The organism is Thermanaerovibrio velox DSM 12556, from assembly GCF_000237825.1.
Classification (GTDB): domain Bacteria; phylum Synergistota; class Synergistia; order Synergistales; family Synergistaceae; genus Thermanaerovibrio; species Thermanaerovibrio velox.
In genome coordinates this window covers 56,431-78,249 of record NZ_CM001377.1, presented here as the reverse complement: position 1 = coordinate 78,249, position 21,819 = coordinate 56,431, and the positions used below count along the sequence as shown (strand labels likewise).

Genomic DNA, 21,819 nt, shown 5'->3' with positions numbered 1-21,819 from the left:
CGGGTGGCGCTGGTGTGCGGCGGGGACCCGGTGCTCTTCGGGCTTGCGGCGCTGGCGTCACATCACGCGGCCTGGGGGCTCCGGGAGGGGGGGGATGAGGACGGGGGCAAGGGAAGCCCGTCCTTCCGGATATTCCCAGGCGTATCCGCCGCTCAAGGGGCGGCCTGCTCATTGGGGCCCTATTACACAAACGGGCTTTGCATGATATCCCTTTCGGATTACCTTCAGGATTGGGGATCGGTGGCAAGGGCCATGGAGAGGGCATCGGAATCGGGGCTTTCCGTGGCGCTGTACAACCCGGTCTCCCGGGACAGGGAGGGCAAGCTCGGGGAGGTGCGTCGGGTGTTCCAGGGTCGCACGGCCCTGGTGTGCCGCGACGTATCAAGGCCCGGTGAGAGGGTGGCGGAGATCCCGGCGGAGGAGCTCTCATCGGACCAGGTGGACATGAGGTCTTTGATCGTCTTCCCCGGAGGGTGCTGTTCCAAGGGGAAGGACGGGGTTTGGAGGGACATGCGGGGCTACGCCAGCGAGATAAATGTCCGTCCAGGCAGCGGAGGTGCCTCCACGGGATGCGGATTGCCGCCCCGCTGCGCCGCCGCAGGTGAGAACGGATCGCGTCTTGAGGGGGTTGACATCCTCGACGGGATCGGAAGGGTGGACGTGCTCATCCTGGGCGGCACCGGTGAGGGCAGGGAGGCGGCGGAGAGGTTGATCTCCCTGGGGCTTAAGGTGGCGGTATCGGTGGCCTTTGACACGGGGCTTCATGTGGTGCCCCCGGGGGCCTTTGCGCTGGTGGGCCGCCGGAGCGCGGACGACTGGGCGGAGGTCATGGGGCGGCTGCTCCCCCTGGGTCTCAGGGCGGCGGTGGACTGCGCACACCCCTTTGCGGAGGAGGCAAGGCGCCACTTCCGAACCGCCGCGGAGGAACTTAAGATACCGTTGATAAGGATAAGCCGTCCGGTGGATGTGCCCGAAGGGGCCGTGCCGGTTATGTCTTACGGGGAGATGGCCCAGGGGCTTTTGGAGCTCACAGCCCCCGGTGATACGGTGTTCCTATCCTTCGGCGTGCGGGGGCTTCCCCGCGTGGTTCCGGTGCTCAAAGGCGGCGGCCGTTATGTATTGGCTCGGCTGCTTCCCACGGTGGAGAGCCTGGAGGCGGCCAAGGCGGCGGGGCTTACCCCAAAGGAGATCCTATGTTCCTGGGGGCCCATGGGTTATGACTGGGAGGTTGGGATCCTCAAGGGTTGCGGAGCCAAGGCGGTGGGGGCCAAGGGCAGCGGAGATGCCTCCGGAGTGACGGACAAGCTGAGGGCCTGCGGGGAGCTGGGCATACCCCTCTTACTCCTCTGCCCCCCTAACGATCCCGGGCTTTCGCTGGAAGAAGGGGTGCGGGAGACGCTTAAGATATTAGGATATTAGGCCGCATGGTTTAGCCATAAACCCCTGGTAATGCAACCCTGTCTTCTTGTTTTATGGGGTTTTGAGTTCTATTATCTATCTTCAGGTGCATAGCACAGGATAACGCTACTTCGAGCCCTGGGGGAAGACCGGTGAGAAGCCGGCGCGGCCCCGCCACTGTGAGCCCGACGAGACCGCCGTTACCACTGGGGGACTTAGACCCCTGGGAAGGGGCGGGGATAGGATGAAGGCAAGCCAGGATACCCCACGGCTCCAAGTTACCGCGGAAGCCCTCGAGGGAGGGACCCCGCGCAATGCCCCCTAGCTCACCGGTGACCATGGGGACTTGCGGCATTCCTCCTCCGCTTCCGCTCTACAAAAGGACGGAGGGATGCAGGTTGATACTTTACGGCGTAGGCATGGGCCCGGGGGACAAGGAGCTGGTTACCCTGAAGGCCCTTAACGTTCTGAGCAAGGCCCAGGCGGTGTTCGAGCCGGTGTCCGCCAAGGGAAGGGTGAGCGTGGCGGGACAGATGGCCCGGGACCTAATCAAGGGGCTTAAGACCATACCGATCCTCTTCCCCATGACAGGCTCCGACGAGGAGCTAAGGGCCGGCGTAAGGGAGTCCCTAACCTCCTCCAAGGACCTTTGGGAGGGGGCAAAGATCGCGGCGATGCCGGTGATAGGGGACTCCGCCCTTTACGCCACGGTTCATGTGCTCCACCAGGAGCTGTCCTCCATTACGGAGACGGAGCTGCGCCTGATCCCCGGCATATCCGCCCACTCCGCCGCGGCGGCGAGGCTCAACCGCTTCATCGCCATGAGGGACCAGGTGTTCTCGGTGGTGCCGGGCTCTAAAGACATCGAAGGGATCATCAAGGCCCTTAAGGCCTGCCAGTGCGCCGCCCTATACAAGCCCTCCGCCCTTGGGGAGAATCTCCCCCTAGTCATCTCCGCCTCCGGGCCTTGGGATCGGATCGTCCGGCTCCATCGGGTCGGGCTAGAGGGGGAGTTCGCGGTGGAGGGGGATGCGGCGGCGGAACCCACCGACGACTACCTGGCGGTGATGCTCCTTTGGAGATAAAAGGGCTTCTCCTTGCGGAGGCCAGGCTCACCGCCAGCATCCTTGCGGGGGCGCTGGCGGGGGAGGCGCTGGTGAGGCTGAGGATCACGGACGCGGTTTTCCGTCCCATCCGCAACCTTCTATCCAAATGCAGGATAAACCGCCACGCCCTCTCCGCCATGGCGGTTTCGGTGGCCAGCCCCAGGTTGGGGGCCGCCATCCTGTCCTCCGCCCACCGGGAGGGCCGCATAACCCGGGATGACGCGGTCTTCGGGACCCTGTGCCTCGCCTTCCCGGCCTACATAAAGCGCTGGCTCGCCACCGCACCGGTGGCGGTGGGGCTTGCGGGAAACCTAGGACTGCTCTACTCCATAGTGCTGATCACCCGGAGCGCCTGCCGCTTCATCCTATGTCTCCTTCTTCTCCTCCGCCGGGGCTCCGGGGAACCCATCGCATTCGGTTTGCCCCAGGACTCCTGCCATGGGGCAAATTGCGAAGGACATCCCCATGGGAAGGAGGTCAGCTTAATAAGGCTCACCTTGCGCTCCCTCCCCATGGCTTGGGGCTTCTTCGCCCTCACGTTCTTCCTCATGCCCCACCTGGAGGCGGCGGTGCTGGGGACCCTGAAGGGCAAGGTGTCGCCCTCGGCCCTTGCGGTGGTGACCTCCGCCCTGATGCACAGTTCCGCATCCCTGGCATCCGCCCAAGGGGCGTTATCCTCCGGCGCGCTGTCCCTAAAGGGGGCTCTCCTAGCCCTGCTGGCGGGGAACTGCATAGGCACCTTCAGCCGGGTCTTAAGGCAGAACATGGGCTACTGGGTGGGCATATTCCCGCCGGAGGTGCTCCGCCCCCTGGCCATATGGCACGTGGGGACCCTTTTGCTCTTCGAGGCCCTCTCCATGGCCCTGGTGGGATTATGGTGGTACCGATGACACCCGTCGTCTTGGCGGTAACGCGTTCGCTTCCCCCGGACGCCCTGGAATGGGTACGGGTTAAGACGTGCTGGAGGGACGAGTTCTACGGGGTCCTTCGGGAACACTCCCTGGGAGGACTGCCCGGGGGGGTCGTCCTTGCCCGCCAGGAGGGCGTGGTGCTTAGACTCATAAGGACCATGCTCGGCCTCAACAGCTTCGCGGTCGGGGAGTTCCATATAGTAAGGCAGGTCAAGGACTGTTACGAGGCCTCCAGGCCATCCTGCGGGCCAATCCTTCACAGGCTCTTCCAGAGGGCCTTCGGGATATCCTCCCGCTTAAGGAGCACCCTTCACCCAGGCAGGGCCCCGTCGATACCGTACCTGGCGTCGTCCATAATCAAAGAGCACCCCGATTGGCCCCGTGTGCCGTGCCTGGTGGCCGGGATGGGAGAGATGGGACGTGAGACCTGCAAGGTGCTATCCTACTTTGGGGCAGAGGTGGTATGCACCTCCCGTTCCTCCGCTCCGCCGGAGGGGTTCCGGTGCATCCCTTGGGAAAGCCTGAGGTCCAGGGCCCGGGACTTTCAAGGGGTCTTTCTATGCACCTCCTCCCCGCTGCCGGTGCTGTTTGAGGAGGATCTGGCGGGAAGCGGGACCTGGGTTGTGGACATGGGTTCCCCTCCCCAGGGGGTTCCTGGTGAAGGTTACAGGTACATGGGCATCGAAGACATAGCCCGGATAAGCCGACGAAGGCTTAGGGGCTACCGGGAGGAGCTTCAGGGGCTTGAAGCAGCGGCGGAGGGTGCGGGCACCTCCCTTTGGGAGGAGCTGACCGGGCGTTTCCCCGCCCTCCGGGCCCGTGATGGAGTCATATCACTATCATAGCTGTAGAAAACTGGGGGTATTCACATGACCTTCGGCCCCATGGTGGCCTTAAGGCGGGACGAGCCGGTGCTGGTGGTTGGAGCCGGTCCCGTGGGATACAGGAAGACCTGCAGCCTCCTGGACGGGGGTGCGTCGGTCACGGTGGTTTCCTTGAGCTTCTGCGACGAGATGCGCAGGCTGATCTCCAAGGGGATAGTGTCAGGGGAGGAACGGTCCGTGCAGCGTCAGGACTTTGAGCGTTTCAGGTTCGCGGTGCTGGCGCTTCCGCCGGAGGAGACCAGGCTAGCGCTGGAGCTTAGGGAGGGCACCGGGTGTCTTGTTTGCTGCTGTTCCCTGCCAGAGCTAGGGGACTTCGCCCTGGCGGCCCAGTGGAGCCACGGGAACTTCAGGGTTGGGATATCCAGCGGCGGCATGGACCCCTCGGGGGCGGCCAAGCTAAAGTCCCTGATCCGGGCGTTCCTGGAGGGGAAGAGGCTTAGGCGATGAGTCGATTTACCCTGCTCACCCGCTCAAGCCCCCTTGCCATGGCCCAGGCGGAGATGTGGAAAAGGCATCTCGCCGGGGCGGGCCACTCGGTGAAGCTCATAACCTGTGCCACCCATGGGGATAGGGACCGTAGGCGGCACCTGGCGTGTTTCGGCGGCTTTGGGGCGTTCGTGAAAGCCCTGGAGGAACGGCTGCTCTTGGGGGACGCCCATGGAGCGGTACACAGCCTTAAGGACGTCCCGTCGGAACAGCCCAAGGGACTGGCCATAGCAGCGGTGCTTAAGAGGGGCTCCCGGGAGGACGTTTTAATAAACCTGGAGGGCCTGTCCCTTGATGAGCTCCCGGAGGGATCGGTGGTTGGGACCTCAAGCCTCAGGAGAACCGCCCAGGTCTTGCGGCTGAGAGGAGACCTCAAGGTCATATGTTGCCGGGGCAACATCCAGTCCCGGCTGAGCAAGCTGCAGGAAGGTCGTTTCGACGCCATAGTGCTGGCGAAGGCGGGGCTAGAGCGGCTAGACATAAGGGTTCCCTACAGGGATCTCCCCTTCGTCACATCTCCAGCTCAAGGGGCGATTGCCCTGGAGGCGCCGGAGGGATCTGAGCTTTTCCACGAGGCAAGGCGCCTCGGTGACCGAGACAGTTGGCTTGAGGTCCTGGCGGAGCGGCAGTTCCTCAAGGCCTTTGGCATGGGATGCGCGGTGCCGGTTGCGGCCTCCGCGGTGCTTGATGGGGATATCATGTCATTCAAGGCGGAGATACTCTCCCCCGACGGATCGTCCGCATCGGCGGTGGAGCTGCGGGACAAGGTCGATGGGGAGGACGACGCGGCGGCGCTTGGTCAGCGGGCGTGGCTCAAGCTCAAGGACTCCCCGGAGGCGAGGGAGATCCTTCAAGGGGCCTTGAACAGGTCCGCCAGAGAGGGGGTTTGCGGGGCTTGATATGGCTTGTAGGAGCCGGATGCGGGTCCCCCAGGTGGCTCACCCTGGAGGCCTTACAGGTACTTTCAGGGGCCCAGGCGGTGGTTTACGACCGGCTCATCCACCCGGACTGTCTTTTGCTGGCCCCCAAGGGGGCCCTCTTCATCGAGGCGGGCAAACGGGGCGGGGACCACAGGATGGAGCAGGAGGAGATAAACCGTTTGCTGGTGGATCTGGGAAGGCGGTTTAAAACGGTGATCCGTCTTAAAGGCGGTGACCCCTTCGTGTTCGGCCGAGGCGGCGAAGAAGCCGCGGCGCTGGACCGGGCGGGACTTGAGTGGCGGGCGGTCCCGGGTATAACCGCAGCCCTCGGGGGGTTCCTGGCGGAAGGCATACCCCTTACGCACCGGGGGGTGTCCTCCGGGCTATGCCTTGTTACGGGAAAGCTTGGGGATGCCACGGACCCTCAAGGCTATTTCGAGGGGATCGCGAGCTTCAAGGGATCCAGGGTGCTCTACATGTCCGCATCCAGCCTTGTAAGGAACCTGAGGCTTCTGACATCCCTGGGTCTAAGCCCCCAGACCCCCTGTGGGATCCTGTCCTGGGGTGGCTGGGGAAGGGGATGCCTCGAGAGGACCACCCTGGAGGGGGCCATCGGCATGGGGGAAGCTGGTAGGCTCGCAAGTCCGTCGGTGATCCTGTTGGGGGAGGCGGCCCATCTAGAGCTGAAGCCCGCCCCCTTGCCCCTTAAGGGGCTTCAGGTGGCGGTTTGCCGTCCGATGGGCGAGGGTTACTCCACCGCCAGGGAGTTGGAGGGCCTTGGGGCCGACGCCTTCACCCTGCCCCTCCTTGAGGAGGAGACCGCCGTCCAGGAGGCGGACGTGATAGCCGGCTTGCGGGAGGCGAATTGGCTGGTCTTCACCAGTCCCCGGGGCCCCCGGGTCTTGAAGGATCTCATAAAGGACCTAAGGCATATCCGCTGTTCCACCGTGGCCATAGGACCTGGCACCGCGTCGGCCATGGAGGATACGGGAATCGGGGTGGACCTGATGCCCCAAAGGCCCAACAGCGAGTCCCTGGGGGAGCTGCTTCGTGGTGTGATCCGTCCCGGGGAGAGGGTGCTCTTCCTACGTAACCGCCGAAGCTCCAGGATACCGGTGGAGGCGGTTGCGGAGGCCCGGGGCCTCCCGGTGGAGATCCCCATTTACGAGATGAAACCCCGGGACATCCCATGGATGGGGCTCATAAGGGAGCACTGGGAGGATCACCCTCCCCAGGCGGTGGTGTTCGGCTCCGCCGCCCTGGCGGAGGAATGGTCAAGGCGCTTGGGCGGCCTTCCTGGCAGGGCCAAGGCGGTGGCCTGGGGGGATGAGTGTGCCAAGGCGTGTATGGACCTTTTCGGAGGGGCGGTGGCCATGAAAACCCCGGACTCTAAGGGTTTGGTGGATGCGTTAAAGTCCCTGCTATCCCCTTAGACTCCGGGAGACACGGTGGCGGGGGCTAAACCCTTGTGGGGCGGTTGCCATCTCTCCCGTCTTGGGTGGGACGGGGGAATAAGCGGGCATTTCAGGCGTTTCAGGAGGGGGATGGGTGCTTTATGGTGAGCAGCAAGGAGTGCTTTGAAAGGGCGAAGAGGTGCCTTGTAGGGGGGGTGAACAGCCCCGTGAGGGCCTTCCGCGCGGTGGGGGGGGAACCGGTGTTCTTCAAGTCCGCCAAGGGCTGCCGGCTCTTTGACGTGGAGGATAATTCGTACGTGGACTACGTTTGCAGCTGGGGCCCCATGATATTGGGGCATGGGGATCCGCACGTTTTAGATGCGGTACACAGGGCGGTGGAGGAGGGGCTCTCCTTCGGAGCATGCTCCCCCCTTGAGGCTCGGCTGGGGGAGATGATAAAGGATAAGTTCCCGTCCATCCGCAAGCTCCGCTTCACCTCCTCCGGCACCGAGGCGGTGATGGGGGCGGTACGGCTGGCCAGGGGCTTTACCGGAAGGGACGTCATAATCAAGTTCGAGGGGTGCTACCACGGGCACTCGGATTCGCTTTTGGTCTCCGCGGGCAGCGGGGCGCTGACGTTCGGCACCCCATCGTCCCCAGGGGTTACCAGGGGATGTGCGGCGGACACGCTGGTGATCCGCTACAACCACCTGGAGGAGGTGGAGGCGGCTTTCCGGGCCTGCGGTGAGCGCATAGCGGCGGTGATAGTGGAGCCCTGGGGGGGCAATATGGGGCTCGTGCCGCCGGAGAAGGGATTCCTAAGGGGTCTTAGGGATATAACCCTCCGCCACGGATCACTGCTCATATTCGACGAGGTGATAACCGGTTTCAGGGTGCCGGAGGGGGGAGTTCAGAACCTGGAGGGGATAGAACCGGACATCACCTGCCTTGGGAAGATCATAGGGGGCGGTATGCCGGTTGGGGCCTTCGGAGGGAGGGAGGATGTCATGAGCCGCCTTTCTCCGGAGGGACCGGTCTACCAGGCGGGAACCCTTTCGGGCAACCCGGTGGCCATGGCCTGCGGTATAGCCACCCTGGAACGTCTTACCCCGGAGTCCTACCGGGAGCTGGAGTCCAAGGGGGCGGCGCTGGAGCGGGGGATACTCGATGCGGCCCATCGGGCGGGCATCACCGTATCGGTATCCCGTCTTGGGTCCGCCCTGGGGCTGTTCTTCGGCCCCATGCCCAAGGACCTTGAGGGTGTCAAGGGCACCCGGGTGGATCTGTACCCCAGGTTCTTCAACCACATGCTGAGCCGGGGCTTCTACTTCCCGCCAAGCGCCTACGAGACCTTCTTCGTCTCCCTTGCCCACGATGACCAGGTCATAGACGCCACGGTACGGGAATTGCTGCAAGCGTTCATCGAGCTAAGGGGTGACATGTGATGGGAGCTCCATTCCCCCTATCCCGTCCCCGGCGGAACCGCATAAACCCAGTGATAAGGGAGATGCTCCGGGAGACGGACGTAAGGCCCTGCAATCTGGTGCTTCCCCTCTTCCTTGTGCCAGGCAACGGGGTTTCGGAGCCCGTGAAGTCCATGGAAGGGGTCTTTCGCTGGAGCTGCGACATGGTCCAGCGCCCGGTGGAGGAGGCCCTGGAGTCTGGGGTTAGGTCGTTCCTGCTGTTCGGCATACCCTCTTACAAGGACGATACGGGCAGTTCCGCGGACGACCCATCGGAGCCGGTCCAGCGGGCCTTGGAGGATATGAGGTCTCGGTATCCAGAGGCATACCTGGTGAGCGACGTGTGCCTCTGCGAGTACACCTCCCACGGGCACTGCGGGGTGATCAGGGACGGGGTGATCCATAACGACGGGACCCTTGAGCGGCTTGCCTCGGTGGCTTTGAGCCACGCCAGGGCGGGGGCCCACGCGGTGGCCCCGTCGGACATGATGGACGGACGTATAATCGCCGTCCGGAAGGCCCTGGAATCCCATGGTTTCCCGGACGTGGCCATCTGGAGCTACGCCGCCAAGTTCGCCTCCGCCTTCTACGGTCCCTTCCGGGAGGCCGCCCAGAGCGCCCCCTCCTTTGGGGACAGGAAAAGCCACCAGCTGCCCCACTTCAACCGCTTGGAGGCCTTGAGGGACGCCCTGATGGATGAGGATGAGGGTGCGGACCTGCTGATAGTTAAGCCCGCGGGAACGTCGTTGGACGTAATAAGGGACCTTAAGGATAGGACCATGCTGCCCATAGGGGGCTACGTGGTGAGCGGGGAGCACTGCATGCTGAAGGACGCCATTGGGGCGGGACACATGGATAAAAGCGCTTATCTCGAATACCACCAGTGCGTCCGCAGAGCCGGATGTTCGGTGATAATAACCTATGGGGCAACGGAGCTGGCCCGGGAGATATCCGTTCAGGGGGGATGAGGATGGAGGGACGCTACATAAACCCGAACGCCCAGGTGGACCCAAGCGCCAGGATAGGCACAGGGGTGGTCATAGAGGACGACGTGCTAATAGGGTCAAACGTGGAGATCGGTCACAACGTGGTGATCCACAGCGGGGTGCGCATAGGCTCCAACTCCAAGGTGGGGTCCAACACGGTGTTGGGGAAGAGGCCCTCCGCCTCCGCCATAAGCGCCACCACAACGGCGGACAAGGAGCTGCCTCCCCTTGTAATAGGCGAGAACGTGACCATAGGGGCCCTTTGCGTCATATACCGCGGGGCGGTTCTAAAGCAGTGCGTTTTCGTCGGTGACCTGGTGAGCATTCGGGAAGACGTCACCATAGGCGACATGTCCGTAATAGGAAGGGGCGTGACCGTGGAGAACAAGGTGACCATAGGCAAGAAGGTAAAGATCGAGACCGAGGCTTACATCACCGCCCTCTCCTCCATAGGGGACTACTGCTTCATAGCCCCGGAGGTGACGTTTACGAACGACAACTTCCTGGGCCGCACGGAGGAGAGGAAGAAGCACTTCGGCGGTCCCACGCTCTTGAGGGGGGCCAGGATAGGGGGCAACGCCACGCTGCTGCCGGGTGTCCAGATAGGGGAGGACGCGCTGGTTGCGGCGGGCAGCGTGGTGACCCGGGACGTGCCCGCGGGGGTCATAGTTGCGGGGGTGCCCGCCAAGCTGCTGCGCCCGGTGCCCACGGAGCAGCTGCTGAGGAACCAGAGTTTTTACGAGGGATAGGGGCTATTAGGAGCAACTAAATAAAACCAGTATTTTGTGTTAGTATAGTATTCGCCCTCATCCAAAGGGGGCGTTGTTTTTTTGCTGCTTTGTTCTTTGTTCACCACCTCATAACGAGGGAGGTTAAAGCGGCATGTCCAGGAGGTCGTCATGGGGCTCACCAGGGAAAACCTCTTAATATACGCTCGAAAGATATGCATGGATCTCGTAATAGGGCTGGCGGCATCAGCGGCAGCGTTCGCCATCCGGCTTGGCCTGCCCATTCCCCACCCCTTCGCCGGATCCCTTTTGCCGTACCTCCTCATCTCCTTGGCACTAAAGACTGGGCTTGAGGTGTTGTTCGGGCTTTGGCGCCAGTCGTGGAGAAATTCGAGCACCCAGGACCTCCTTTGCATCGTAAGGTTTTCCGTCACCTTTACGGTCCTCTCTTCCGCGGCGTCCTTTCTTGCGGGGCCGTCCAACATGCCCCTTCCACGGGGAATACCGCTCATAGACGGAGCCCTCTCGCTGATCTTCCTGGGAGGGGCCAGGATGCTGGTCCGGATCCGGAACGAAAAGAACCACCATGGGGACGGGACAAGGCCGGTGCTTATAGTGGGGGCCGGATCTGCCGGGGTAAGCATGGCCAAGGAGATCCAGCGGAACCCCCAAAGCCGTATGACCGTCGCGGCGTTCCTAGACGACGACCCCAGAAAGCAGGGCTTGACCTTCGCTGGCGTCCCCGTGGTGGGAACCTTGGATCAGCTGCCTCAGTCGGTCCGGAAGGTCGGCGCCCAGGAGGTGCTAATCGCCATACCCTCCGCCCCTGGCTCTCTGATTCGCCGGGTATTCGAGGCGGCCCGGCAGGCCAAGGTGAAGGCCAGAACCGTACCCTCCCTGGAGGAGATCCTGTCGGGCAAGCTGTCCATCGATTACATAAGGGACGTGCAGGTGGAGGATCTATTGCGTCGAGAGCCGGTGAAGCTGGATCTGGAGGAGATCGGACGCTACCTCACGGGCCGCACGGTTCTCATAACCGGCGCCGGGGGCTCCATAGGGAGCGAGCTGGTGCGGCAGGTGATGCGCTTCAACCCCGGCCACATGGTGCTCCTGGGCCGAGGGGAGAACAGCCTTTATCTCCTCGAACGGGAGCTGCGTCGCTTTAACGATGCCCCAAGCTTTCAAACCCTGGTGGCGGATGTGCGCCAGATGCCGCGGATCAGAAGCATATTCCGGGAGTTCAAGCCCTCGGTGGTCTTCCACGCGGCGGCGCACAAGCACGTGCCCATGATGGAACAAAGTCCCGAGGAGGCGGTTTTGAACAACCTCTTGGGCACCCGAAACGTGGCGGACGCGTGCCTCGAGTTCCAAACCGACGTGCTGGTCAACATCTCCACCGACAAGGCGGTCAACCCCACGTCGGTGATGGGGGCCTCCAAGCGCCTTGCGGAGATGGTGGTAAGGTCCCGTGCCATGTCAGCCGGTGAAGGGAAGAGCTTCGTGTCGGTCCGCTTCGGCAACGTGCTGGGCAGCCGCGGCAGCGTAATACCCCTGTTTAAGGAACAGATCCGCAACGGCGGCCCCGTCACCGTTACGGACCCCAACATGATAAGGTATTTCATGACCATCCCCGAGGCGGCCCAGCTGGTGCTTCAAGCGGGGGGCATGATGCTCAATGGGGCGGTGTTCGTGCTGGACATGGGAGAACCAGTCAGGATATTGGACATGGCAAAGGACTTGATAAGGCTGTCCGGGTTCGAACCTGGGAGGGACATAGAGATCCGGTTCACCGGCGCAAGGCCGGGGGAGAAACTGTACGAGGAACTGCTAACCTCCGAGGAGGACACCGAGGCCACCCGCCACAACAAGATCTTCATCGCCCGAGGCTGCGACGTGCCAGACCACCTGGACGACGCGGTAGACCGCTTGGCGGCCCTCGCGGAGGAAGGAGATAGGATCGCCATAAGACGCATGATGGCGGAGCTGATACCCAACTGCACGGTGGCGAACTAAGGGGTGTCAAAAGGATGATATACCGGCGCTTCCTCAAGCGCATCCTGGACGTGGCCCTGGCCTCGGCGGGGATTTGTCTTTTGTGGCCCGTGATGCTGATCACCGCAATCCTAGTAAGGGTTAAACTGGGAAGCCCGGTCCTGTTTAAACAGGCAAGGCCAGGGCTTAACGGCAAGCGGTTCGTGATGTACAAGTTCAGGACCATGCGGTACCTTTGCGACGCGAGCGGCAAGCCCCTGCCCGACGAGGAACGGCTTACCCGCTTCGGCAGGATCCTTAGGTCCACAAGTCTCGACGAGCTCCCGGAGCTGTTTAACGTCCTCAAGGGGGATATGAGCATCGTGGGCCCCAGGCCGCTTCTCATGAAATACCTTCCCCTCTACACTCCGCGGCAGATGAGGCGTCACGAGGTACGCCCCGGCATAACCGGCTGGGCCCAGGTGAACGGCAGGAACGCCGTCTCATGGGAGGATCGGCTAGAGATGGACGTGTGGTACGTGGACAACATGTCGTTCATCTTGGATGTCAAGATAATCCTTTTAACCTTTTTGAAGGTTCTCCGCCGGGAGGGGATATCCCAACAAGGACGGGCCACCGTTGATGAGTTCAAGGGAGGGCATGAGACGTGAGAAAGCCGTTATACGTGATAGGAGCTGGGGGACACGGGAAAGTGGTCATATCCACCCTGATTGACATGGGGCTAACCCCAGAGGGCGTGCTGGATGATTACCCCTCCTCTTTTGGGAAGGATGTGCTGGGCATCAGAGTTTTTGGGGCCCCGGAGCATATCCTAAGTCCAAGAAGACCCTTCCAGGCCGTGATAGCCGTGGGAGACAACAAGGCCCGCAGGGATATCGAGGAACGGTTGAGGTCACAGGGCTTCTCCGTGGAGTGGATAAGGGCCGTTCACCCCACCGCCTACGTTCACCCCTCCGTGGAGGTAGGGGAAGGGACCGTCGTATTTGCCGGAGCGGTTGTTCAACCGGGTTCAAGCCTAGGACGCCACTGCATAGTCAACACCGGCGCCAAGGTTGACCACGACTGCGTGATAGGGGACTTCGCCCACATAGCCCCAGGATGCAGCCTAGCGGGGGGCGTAAGGATTGGAGAGGGGGCGTTCGTTGGCATAGGCTCCGCGGTAATACCCTGCAGGACCATAGGTCCCTGGAGCACCGTAGGGGCAGGGAGCACGGTGATACGGGACGTGGCAGAGCAAACCGTCGTGGCCGGCTGTCCCGCAAGGCCTATACACAAGGCAGCCCCTTGAGCGAGCCCAATGGGCCTTGGGCATCCACACATCCCAAGCGTCATCAAAATCAGATCAACGACTCGCAGAGATCCGCATATGAACTAACAAGCTTCCTCACGTCCATGTTCCGCACCACATAATCCCTGGCGGCCTCGCCGGCTTCCTGGGCCTCACGGGGTTCATCAAGGGCCCTCTCGATGAGACGGGCAAGCTCTGGAACATCTCCAACTGGGTACAGCCATCCCCGGCCCTCCTCCAGAAGGTCCACCGTGCCCCTGGAGTCCGCCCCTATGACCAGCTTGCCCATGGCCATGGCCTCTATAACCGATCTTGGCAGCCCCTCTCGGCTCGACGGGAATAGCAGCCCGGAAGAACCCTTAAGCAGTGCCCTCACTTCCTCCCTTCTCCTGAAGCCCGCAAACCTAAAACGGTGAGCAAGCCCTGCTTGAGACACCATCGCCTCCACATTGGAGCGCAACCGGCCATCCCCCACAAGGACCACGCAGCAGTCCCGCCGGACCAATCCCATGGCCTCCACCAGGTCCGAGTGGCGTTTGCCTGGGTTGAACTCTGCCACGTAAACGAAATAAGGCAGCCCACCTGGGATGCCAAGCTCCCCAAGCAGGCATGACACCTCATCAGCCCCCACCGCGGGGGGATCGAAAAAAGACAGGTCCACCCCCACGCCGGGGACGAACTCTATCCGGGGAGCTAATCTCATCTCACGAGCCCTGGCAAGGTCATAACGGTTCATCACGAAGAGGACGTCGGTGAACGGCGATCCCACCCTCTCCAGGGTTTCGAAAATGAAGTTGGTCACCGGCTTACCATGGGGATGAAAGTGGAAGCCATGGGCGGTGTAGAGGATCTTAACGCCCTTCTCCCTACCCCTGTTCCTCATGGGGCCCAGCGCAAGCCTGGTGACGAAAGAGGCCACCGGAGTGTGTACGTGGATCAGAGAGAAACTGCGGGATCTTGTTATTCCCCGCATCAGGAACCCCGCTCTTAGGTTGCGCATGGCCAGGGGGTTCCTAGCGAAAGGCACATCGAAGACCGCGTCAAAGGCATCTCTTATGGTCGGGGATTTCATGGCCCCTTGGGCGGCGGTGCATACGGTCCATCCCCTGCGGCGAAGCTCCTCCGCGTAGGGGATCAGGAATGACTCTATGGTTAACGCCACGGTAGTAACGATCAGGATTTCGCGGGGCACGATGATCAGCCCATCCAGATCTCTTTCACTGCGCTTATGACCCTTTCCTGGTCTTCCTCAGTGAGGCTGGATCCGGAGGGTAGGCAGAGCCCCACCTGGAACAAATGATCCGATACGCTGAAACCGTCCTCGTGGGGGAAGTAGCGGCAGCCCTCGAAGACCGGCTGCAGGTGCATGGGTTTCCAAAGGGGCCTGGTCTCTATGTCCTTCTCCGCCAGTGCATCCATGACCATAAGGGGGGTGCGGCCGGACGAGGGGTCTATCAATATCACCGTGAGCCATCGGTTGCTCCGTCCATAGGGTGCCTCGGGCATGAAGGATATGCCTTCCAAACCAGAAAGACCGTCCCTATAGCGTTCAAAGACCCTCCGTCTTGCGGCCACCCGGTCATCTAAAGCCTTAAGCTGGGCCCGGCCTATTCCAGCCAGCACGTTGCTCATCCTGTAGTTGTACCCCACCTGGCTATGCTGGTACCAAGGGGCCTTATCCCTAGCCTGGGTGGACCAGAACCGGGCGGTCTCTATGGCTTCTTCATCATCGGACAGCAGCATGCCTCCGCCGCCGGTGGTGATTATCTTGTTGCCGTTGAAGGACAGCACCCCAAGATTACCCAGGGAGCCGCACATCCTGCCCTTGTAGTTGGCTCCCAGAGCCTCCGCCGCGTCCTCCAGCACGTAGATCCCGTGCTTCCCGCATATCCTCAGTATCTCATCGTAGTCTGCGCTCTGCCCGTATAGATCCACCGCTATGACCGCCTTTGGCCTTATGCCGCTGCTCAAGCACCAGGATACCGCCCTAGCAAGGGCTGGGATGGAGATGTTCCAGGTATCCGGGTCGGAGTCGATGAAAACCGGGGTGGCCCCAAGGTAGACTATGGGGTTGGCGGTAGCAGCAAAGGTGAGGGAGGAGCACAAGACCAGATCCCCAGATCCCACCCCGAGGAACTTAAGCCCCAGGTGGATCCCCGCGGTGCCGGAAGAGAGCGCCAGGGCGTGCTTTACCCCCACCTTATCAGCCACCTCCCGTTCGAAGGCCTCCACGTGGGGCCCTAGGGGGGCCACCCAGTTGGTCTTAAACGCCTCCTCCACGTAAGCCATCTCCTCCCCGGTCATGTGCGGGGGGGAGAGGTATATCCTTTTGGGGTCAGCCACTTGCCATCACTCCTCACGAACAAATATGCTAAAACACTAAAGCTTATGCAATCCCTAATACGTTTTTATTAAATCTACACGCCAATCAGGATGTTTCATTTATTAACTTTAATATTTTTTGTTCTATTCCAGAGTTATGTATTATATTTTTCCATATAAATCTATCTGCCTCAAAATTAATAACAAAATTATATCTTTTTAGCCCTTCTATGTTAATATCTATATCTCTATCGCTTATCTTGTAAAAATTACATTTATTATTTTTTTCAAAAAGCCTTAACCACTTATAGTCCGTAGTTATAATCTTTAAACCCAATGCTAGATATTCAAGCAACTTAGTAGAAGTTTGGATGTTATATGGATATTTATTTGGGATAAAATTAATACCATACACAGCCTTTGCCGCTATTTCTGGGACACAACTATATGGAACTCTTCCAACAAAAATAATGTCTTTATTATTTTTATAAGATGAGTAAATTCCATCATCAACGTTTCCTATTAGGCAAATCTTGCCTAGTTTATTTTTTGAAAACAAAGATAACAATCTATCAATACCCCTAACTCTAGACACTGGACCAACATAAACAAAATCATACTCTTTATCCTTGATAGAGTTCCTGGCAATGAGAAAGCTCTCGTCTATTCCCATATCCCTTAAACAAAACTCCACGCCATCATTAAAACCAAAGCCATGCATAACGTCATTATTAAGGAATACTCTTAAATCTGGCCTGGGGTTTATTTTTGTTTTAAATAAATTTTTAAACTTGGGGAGCAACCCGGTTGAAAGAGAAGCATATTCATGTATCAAAACGCTATTTCTCGGCCTACTACCCCCTAGTCCCTTAAACTCCCAAATAACATCAAAATCTTTTTCGCTATATTCCCCAAGAACAAAAGAATCATAGGCCTCAAAGCATTGCATCTCGTTAAAATACTTAATATACGCATCTATTTCTGGCAAAAAAGCCATGTGTGTTCTCTTGAACAGTATCTTAACCAAAATATCGCCCCTTTATTCATCCCAACCTAATAACTAGATTTCATAAAGCAAGCTTCAGCCATAGTTAAGTTTTTATCTCAAAAGCTATCCATGCTAACCGCAGATGCCCCGATATGGCATACAAGCATAATCTATGCTTATCTATTGGCTTAATCAAAGACCACAATCACTAATTACAGCAAAAACGTCTAGCTAGCACCCAAAATGCGAATCAATCTACCTCAACAACTCCATTGAATCACCTGAGTCCCTAACCCAACACTAGCTCCTCAATAAGATCTAACTTACCCGTCACAAGCATATTAGAACTAGCAAAAAAACAGCAACTAAGCGAAGATCAAAAACGCCAACCAGGCAAAAAACATCAGCTTCCTAGCCTTGGGTTCGCCCTCCTTGTTTCACATAGCCATAGCATGGCATCATCTTGTTTTACTACCACATATTATTACACAGAAACAAGCCAGCATATGAGCATCGCAAAACTACGAATAGATTAGTTCTATTGTTTTAGAATATATAGTTCAAATAACAAATGAATAATAGACCTTAAACTAGGTAACATTGGGTTGCTTGGAATATCATCCCTTAATTTATAAGCTGTTTTTGGGTACTTAAATATACTAAGAATCCTAAATTTACTAAATAATCCAGCCAACAACTCAAACAAATATTTTTTAGTCAAAAACATCATAAAATCATCCAAAACGCAAATTTCATTGTTTCTGCAAATATTATTCTTATTTAACGCTAAATAAAAATAATCGACAAGTCTGTCAAATGATTTAGAGTCTACAGCCCCTATGAATTTACTATAAATACCGCAGCCCTTATTTGCAAAACCACCAGGCAAGCAATCAACTTGACCAATTGATGAAATAACAGGATATAAATCCAAGCCATAAGCAAGATATTTACTGGGTAAATTTAAAGGATCATATCTTAGTGATAAAACACCCATAGCATCACTTTCAAAAATAGACGTGCTATTCCAAACAACATTGACATCAACTGCGCTTAACCATTTATATATTGAATAACTATTTATGACTTTAATTCTATTAAACCATTTCATTTTTTTTATTTCATCCACAAAGAGCATGCCAGGGTGCATTCTATATATAATCTCATTATTTTCAAAAAAACTATCGGGCAAAGAGCTAAAATCATCAAAAGTCTTTTTTAATGATTTTATTTTTATATCTACATATCCCAATACATCTTCTTTATCATACCCCATCCTCAAAAGATGCGATAACTCTTTGTTGTTGATCATCTTTGTGTCCCTATTCTCTGCAAATAAAATCCATCGTTTTTGTGGGTCTAAACCAAACTCCATAGCAAGTTCTGATCTTACTTTATTCCGTTCACCACCATGAAAATACCTCCCTGCATCCCCTCGAAGATAGCCCACCTTAAATATAATATTGTTAGGTATGCCTAAGCTCAATAACTTAGATTCAAATAAATCTCCCCATACCACATGGAAAACCCTATTGCTTACAAATAAATCCTTGCCTAGGTTAGCACGTTCACTCATTGGGGAAGAAACCTGCTCGTGATGCAAATTAAATATAATCATGTCTGAATTAAATACTAGAAAGGGTAAGCACAATTTATAATCACCAAGAGTATATAGCCACGGCATGACCAAAATATCTGTTTTGTTATCTCTAGCATAAGCTAGGGCACTACAGTACTCAAAAGCAATAGAAAAAATTTCAACGATAAATTCGCCCGTGTTTTCTAGCTTATTTTTTATCATTTTGCATGTATCGTATTCTCTAGCGAAATGCTCATAGAACACCACAACTCTTCTTTTCATAAAAGCACCTCCACTTATTTAACAAAAGCACCTCACCCCATGCACCTTTCAAACAAAATATCAACCATCTAAGCCCGTATCTCAGTTTGCACTCAGGACAATTGCATTCATCATAATTAAGTCGAGCCTTGAACACGACAAAGACAGCATTCAGCCGTCCAGAAGATACAAGTACCTGTCCAAGATGAGTTCTGCCAACAACCAGTCTTCCATCGTGTCTACGTCAACGGATCTCCACCAGGGCATCTTGAAGGCCCTGGTGGAGTCAGCGATGAAAGCACCGTTCTCTAGAAACCACTGACAGCTAACCACGTAAACCGCCCCGTTAAGTATGTACATCCGCCCCGCATATTCCCCACATTCAGCCAGGGGACAACGGACTTGCCCCGCATCATCCAGCAGACACATCCAATCCGGCCTCTCCCTTATCTCCCTCACCGAAACCACCGACGGAGCCCGGGACTCAATGCAAAGAGAAATGGAACCATCTATATCCTCCGAAGAACGGAAGGGAGATGTCGGCTGCAGAAGAACCAAATAGTCATATCCAGCCCCTATTTCCTCCAGCGCATGCATGACCACGTCAGAGGTCTTCGCCTCATCGGTCGCTAGGTGCTGGGGCCGCACGAATGGAACTTCACAGCCCAGCTTCAACGCCACTTCTATGATCTCCTGGTCCTCGGATGACAATATCACCCTGTCAATGTAACGAGACCTCATCGCAGATTCTATCGTCCATGCTATGAGAGGCTTGCCCCCCAAAAGCTTAACGTTCTTTCCAGGAATCCTCTTTGACCCACCCCTGGCGGGTATCAATCCCAATACACGCATACCTCCGTACAAGGCAAAATCACCCTCTAGCCCTTAATCTCGGATCAGGAATCTTTGGCCCCAAATAGAGCACACGCTCTTTCGAAGTCATTTGGATGCCCCACATCTATCCAAATCCCATCCAACAGCATTGTCCCAAACCTCTTTCCTCTCCTCAAAGCATCCTTTATTAGCTGTGTCATATGGTAAGCCCTGCCACGAGGCACACTACCGATAAGATCGGGATTTAACACATATATGCCAGCGTTGGCAATGTAAGAAAGAGTGGGCTTTTCCCGTATAGTGCTTATCATCCCCTCTTTACCCAGATCGATCACTCCGAAGGGTATTTCGTAAGCTATCTCCCTAACGCAAACGGTCCCATCAAGCCCAGACGACTCGTGTTTGTCCAAAAGGGCTCCGAAATCTAGATCTGTGAATATATCGCCATTCATCACGATACAAGGTTCACTGGGTAAGGGATCTATAAACGCCAGAGAACCAGCGGTTCCCAGGGGCTCATCCTCGTGTATGTAAGATATATTAACACCCATCTTGGACCCATCTTCAAAGTAGCTTACTATGTGATCTCTTAAATAGTTAACTGATATACAAAACCTGCTAAATCCGTGGGTCGCCAGCTTCTCAATTATCATCTCTAATATTGGTTTCTTACCTATCGGCAACATAGGCTTAGGGCAGTTAGCGGTCAGTTCTCCCAGTCTAAGCCCCCTCCCGCCAGCCATTATGACCACCAGGTTGGAGCGTCGCTTGGGCATTGCAACGTCCGCAAAGTGAACTACCCCCAAGACCTTTCGGTCTACATCCACTTTAATCAAAAAATGGATGCCGTAATCCCTCATCCGGTTGAGGAGAACCCACCAATGCTCACCCTCAAAAGCCAACTTGGGGGATCTGTTCATGACTAGAGAAACCGGTGACTCTAACCCGTATCCATTTAGTATCGCCCGACGAACATCCCCATCGGTGGCCACGCCCACCAAGCGCCTCTCAGCATCTACCACCAAAACAAATTGGGAAGATTCGTTGTTTATTATCTCCAAAACCCTCCGAAGGTTTGTCTCGGGGGATACGCAAACCATCTCCACGGAAGCCGTTTCCCTTAGTGCCATCAGGCCCCCTCCGCCCAAACGGGTTTTTTAAGTACCCAGCGTCCGAACCTGTCCTTCTCGAAGATCTCCCTGTTGTAGAACTTGTCCACGATGCTCCAGAACTCCCTTTCGGAGTACCCGCAGAACTGACAGAAGTCCCTGAGCGCCAGGGGGTCCAACTCATGATCATGCCTTCTCACTAATTCCACCGCCTCTTCCCTGCTGATAAGACCATATCTAACAAATCTGGAGGCGTAATCCGTGGCTACCTGATGCCCAAACTTGGGATACTTAAGCCAGTAGTGAACCGTATAAGCCCGGCTGTCCACCTGATCGAAGTTCTCGATGTTGTGAGTCCTATGCCATTCATGGGTCAGATCGTGAAATCCGACAGACTTCGCAAATATGTAATTGGAATAGCTGTTCCACGGCACGAAATAGCTAAGGTATATGGGCTCAAGCCCTTCTAGGTCATCTTTAACCGGAGGTTGACAAAGGGTGAGATCCTTCGTAGTTACCACATCATCCAGCAGCTCCTCGACGGGAACCGCATCGGCAACCCCATTGTAGATCCGCTCCCTCGCAGAAGGTGTTTCAACGGCCCCAGGCCCCCCGTACTCGTAGCTGACGTTCTCGCCATAAACCAAAAGGGGAATTCCGAACTTCACTGCCATGTGAAGGGGATAAGTATATATAAGCCTATCTATATACCAAGTTGGCTTGCCGTACCTCTCAAACATGGTTCGCATTATTCTCTTCTGGGCCCTAATGTTGGGCTTTAAAGATATGATGTCACACCCAAACACCTCGGAGATGTTCTTCAGGTTATGCTTGCCCGCCTCTGTCATCGGGAAGTTATCCTCTACGGAAACCAAAAGGGGAGTCATTCCCAGCTTTTCCTTCATTATGTAAGTCTGGAAATGGCTGTCTTTCCCACCGCTAACGGCTATCATGCAGTCATAGCCGAATGCACCTTTGTTGCGATATTTATCACAAAGGGCTTCAAGCTCCCTCCACCGGGAATCCCAGTCGATATCCTTGCGCCTTTCATATGCCCTACAGGCGCAGCAAATCCCCTCATCATCAAACACTATCCCAGGACGAGTGTCCGGCATAACACATCTTTTGCAATATCTCATTTTATCTGACTCCTACTATGATTAATTATAA

General features: G+C 56.6%; 20 protein-coding genes and 1 riboswitch. Of the genes, 13 read left to right on the top strand and 7 right to left on the bottom strand.

Features of this window, described 5'->3' with window-relative positions; translation table 11 throughout:
• The first annotated feature begins 3 nt into the window (after positions 1–3).
• The 13 genes from THEVEDRAFT_RS10030 (at position 4) to THEVEDRAFT_RS00280 (ending at position 13,556) form a co-directional block, all read left to right on the top strand.
• Complete coding sequence (locus tag THEVEDRAFT_RS10030) at positions 4–1,419, top strand: precorrin-6A/cobalt-precorrin-6A reductase (RefSeq protein ID WP_040825062.1); 1,416 nt, start codon at positions 4–6, stop codon at positions 1,417–1,419.
• A 69-nt stretch (positions 1,420–1,488) separates the two neighbouring features.
• Positions 1,489–1,684, top strand: a riboswitch (cobalamin riboswitch).
• A gap of 112 nt (positions 1,685–1,796) precedes the next feature.
• Positions 1,797–2,483, top strand: a complete 687-nt coding sequence (locus tag THEVEDRAFT_RS00335) for an SAM-dependent methyltransferase (protein ID WP_006582747.1) — start codon at positions 1,797–1,799, stop codon at positions 2,481–2,483.
• Complete coding sequence (locus THEVEDRAFT_RS00330; RefSeq protein WP_006582746.1) at positions 2,474–3,394, top strand: hypothetical protein; 921 nt, start codon at positions 2,474–2,476, stop codon at positions 3,392–3,394. Before THEVEDRAFT_RS00335 ends, THEVEDRAFT_RS00330 begins: the two co-directional genes overlap by 10 nt.
• An 11-nt stretch (positions 3,395–3,405) precedes the next feature.
• Positions 3,406–4,260 carry a Rossmann-fold NAD(P)-binding domain-containing protein gene (locus tag THEVEDRAFT_RS00325; RefSeq protein ID WP_245522675.1) on the top strand — a complete coding sequence of 285 codons (855 nt, stop codon included), beginning with the start codon at positions 3,406–3,408 and terminating at the stop codon, positions 4,258–4,260.
• Between the two features lie 24 nt (positions 4,261–4,284).
• Positions 4,285–4,746 (top strand): precorrin-2 dehydrogenase/sirohydrochlorin ferrochelatase family protein, encoded by a 462-nt coding sequence (locus tag THEVEDRAFT_RS00320; protein ID WP_006582744.1) that lies wholly within the window; start codon positions 4,285–4,287, stop codon positions 4,744–4,746.
• On the top strand, positions 4,743–5,684 hold the full coding sequence (gene hemC / locus THEVEDRAFT_RS00315) for a hydroxymethylbilane synthase (protein WP_006582743.1): 942 nt from the start codon (positions 4,743–4,745) through the stop codon (positions 5,682–5,684). Before THEVEDRAFT_RS00320 ends, hemC begins: the two co-directional genes overlap by 4 nt.
• The gene (cobA, locus tag THEVEDRAFT_RS00310) at positions 5,681–7,138 is read left to right on the top strand and encodes a uroporphyrinogen-III C-methyltransferase (RefSeq protein WP_006582742.1); all 1,458 of its coding nucleotides are present in this window, start codon (positions 5,681–5,683) and stop codon (positions 7,136–7,138) included. The genes hemC and cobA overlap by 4 nt, the downstream gene beginning before the upstream one ends.
• Before the next feature lie 122 nt (positions 7,139–7,260).
• Entirely contained in the window at positions 7,261–8,544 is a 1,284-nt protein-coding gene (hemL, locus tag THEVEDRAFT_RS00305; protein WP_006582741.1) for a glutamate-1-semialdehyde 2,1-aminomutase, read from the top strand.
• A complete protein-coding gene (gene hemB, locus THEVEDRAFT_RS00300; protein ID WP_006582740.1) occupies positions 8,544–9,530 on the top strand; it encodes a porphobilinogen synthase in 987 nt (328 codons plus the stop codon). The genes hemL and hemB overlap by 1 nt, the downstream gene beginning before the upstream one ends.
• Positions 9,527–10,297, top strand: a complete 771-nt coding sequence (locus THEVEDRAFT_RS00295) for an N-acetyltransferase (protein WP_281054544.1) — start codon at positions 9,527–9,529, stop codon at positions 10,295–10,297. Before hemB ends, THEVEDRAFT_RS00295 begins: the two co-directional genes overlap by 4 nt.
• A 198-nt stretch (positions 10,298–10,495) precedes the next feature.
• A complete protein-coding gene (locus tag THEVEDRAFT_RS00290) occupies positions 10,496–12,289 on the top strand; it encodes a polysaccharide biosynthesis protein (RefSeq protein WP_245522674.1) in 1,794 nt (597 codons plus the stop codon).
• Between the two features lie 14 nt (positions 12,290–12,303).
• Entirely contained in the window at positions 12,304–12,918 is a 615-nt protein-coding gene (locus THEVEDRAFT_RS00285) for a sugar transferase (protein ID WP_006582737.1), read from the top strand.
• Positions 12,915–13,556, top strand: a complete 642-nt coding sequence (locus tag THEVEDRAFT_RS00280; RefSeq protein ID WP_006582736.1) for an acetyltransferase — start codon at positions 12,915–12,917, stop codon at positions 13,554–13,556. Before THEVEDRAFT_RS00285 ends, THEVEDRAFT_RS00280 begins: the two co-directional genes overlap by 4 nt.
• Positions 13,557–13,605: 49 nt before the next feature.
• Here THEVEDRAFT_RS00280 and THEVEDRAFT_RS00275 read toward each other — a convergent pair whose 3' ends face one another.
• From THEVEDRAFT_RS00275 to THEVEDRAFT_RS00245, 7 genes are all read right to left on the bottom strand, one after another.
• Positions 13,606–14,718: a glycosyltransferase gene (locus tag THEVEDRAFT_RS00275; RefSeq protein ID WP_172634012.1), complete on the bottom strand. Its 1,113-nt coding sequence runs from the start codon at positions 14,716–14,718 to the stop codon at positions 13,606–13,608.
• Positions 14,719–14,753: 35 nt separating this feature from the next.
• Positions 14,754–15,899, bottom strand: a complete 1,146-nt coding sequence (locus THEVEDRAFT_RS00270; RefSeq protein WP_006582733.1) for a DegT/DnrJ/EryC1/StrS family aminotransferase — start codon at positions 15,897–15,899, stop codon at positions 14,754–14,756.
• An 85-nt stretch (positions 15,900–15,984) separates the two neighbouring features.
• Positions 15,985–16,905: a glycosyltransferase family protein gene (locus THEVEDRAFT_RS09045; protein WP_050802077.1), complete on the bottom strand. Its 921-nt coding sequence runs from the start codon at positions 16,903–16,905 to the stop codon at positions 15,985–15,987.
• A 499-nt stretch (positions 16,906–17,404) separates the two neighbouring features.
• Positions 17,405–18,727 carry a glycosyltransferase family protein gene (locus tag THEVEDRAFT_RS00260; RefSeq protein ID WP_006582731.1) on the bottom strand — a complete coding sequence of 441 codons (1,323 nt, stop codon included), beginning with the start codon at positions 18,725–18,727 and terminating at the stop codon, positions 17,405–17,407.
• 150 nt (positions 18,728–18,877) lie between these two features.
• Positions 18,878–19,558, bottom strand: a complete 681-nt coding sequence (locus tag THEVEDRAFT_RS00255; protein ID WP_040825057.1) for an acylneuraminate cytidylyltransferase family protein — start codon at positions 19,556–19,558, stop codon at positions 18,878–18,880.
• Between the two features lie 44 nt (positions 19,559–19,602).
• The gene (locus tag THEVEDRAFT_RS00250; protein WP_006582729.1) at positions 19,603–20,670 is read right to left on the bottom strand and encodes a nucleotidyltransferase family protein; all 1,068 of its coding nucleotides are present in this window, start codon (positions 20,668–20,670) and stop codon (positions 19,603–19,605) included.
• Positions 20,670–21,788 carry an N-acetyl sugar amidotransferase gene (locus THEVEDRAFT_RS00245; RefSeq protein WP_006582728.1) on the bottom strand — a complete coding sequence of 373 codons (1,119 nt, stop codon included), beginning with the start codon at positions 21,786–21,788 and terminating at the stop codon, positions 20,670–20,672. Before THEVEDRAFT_RS00245 ends, THEVEDRAFT_RS00250 begins: the two co-directional genes overlap by 1 nt.
• Positions 21,789–21,819 lie beyond the last annotated feature (31 nt).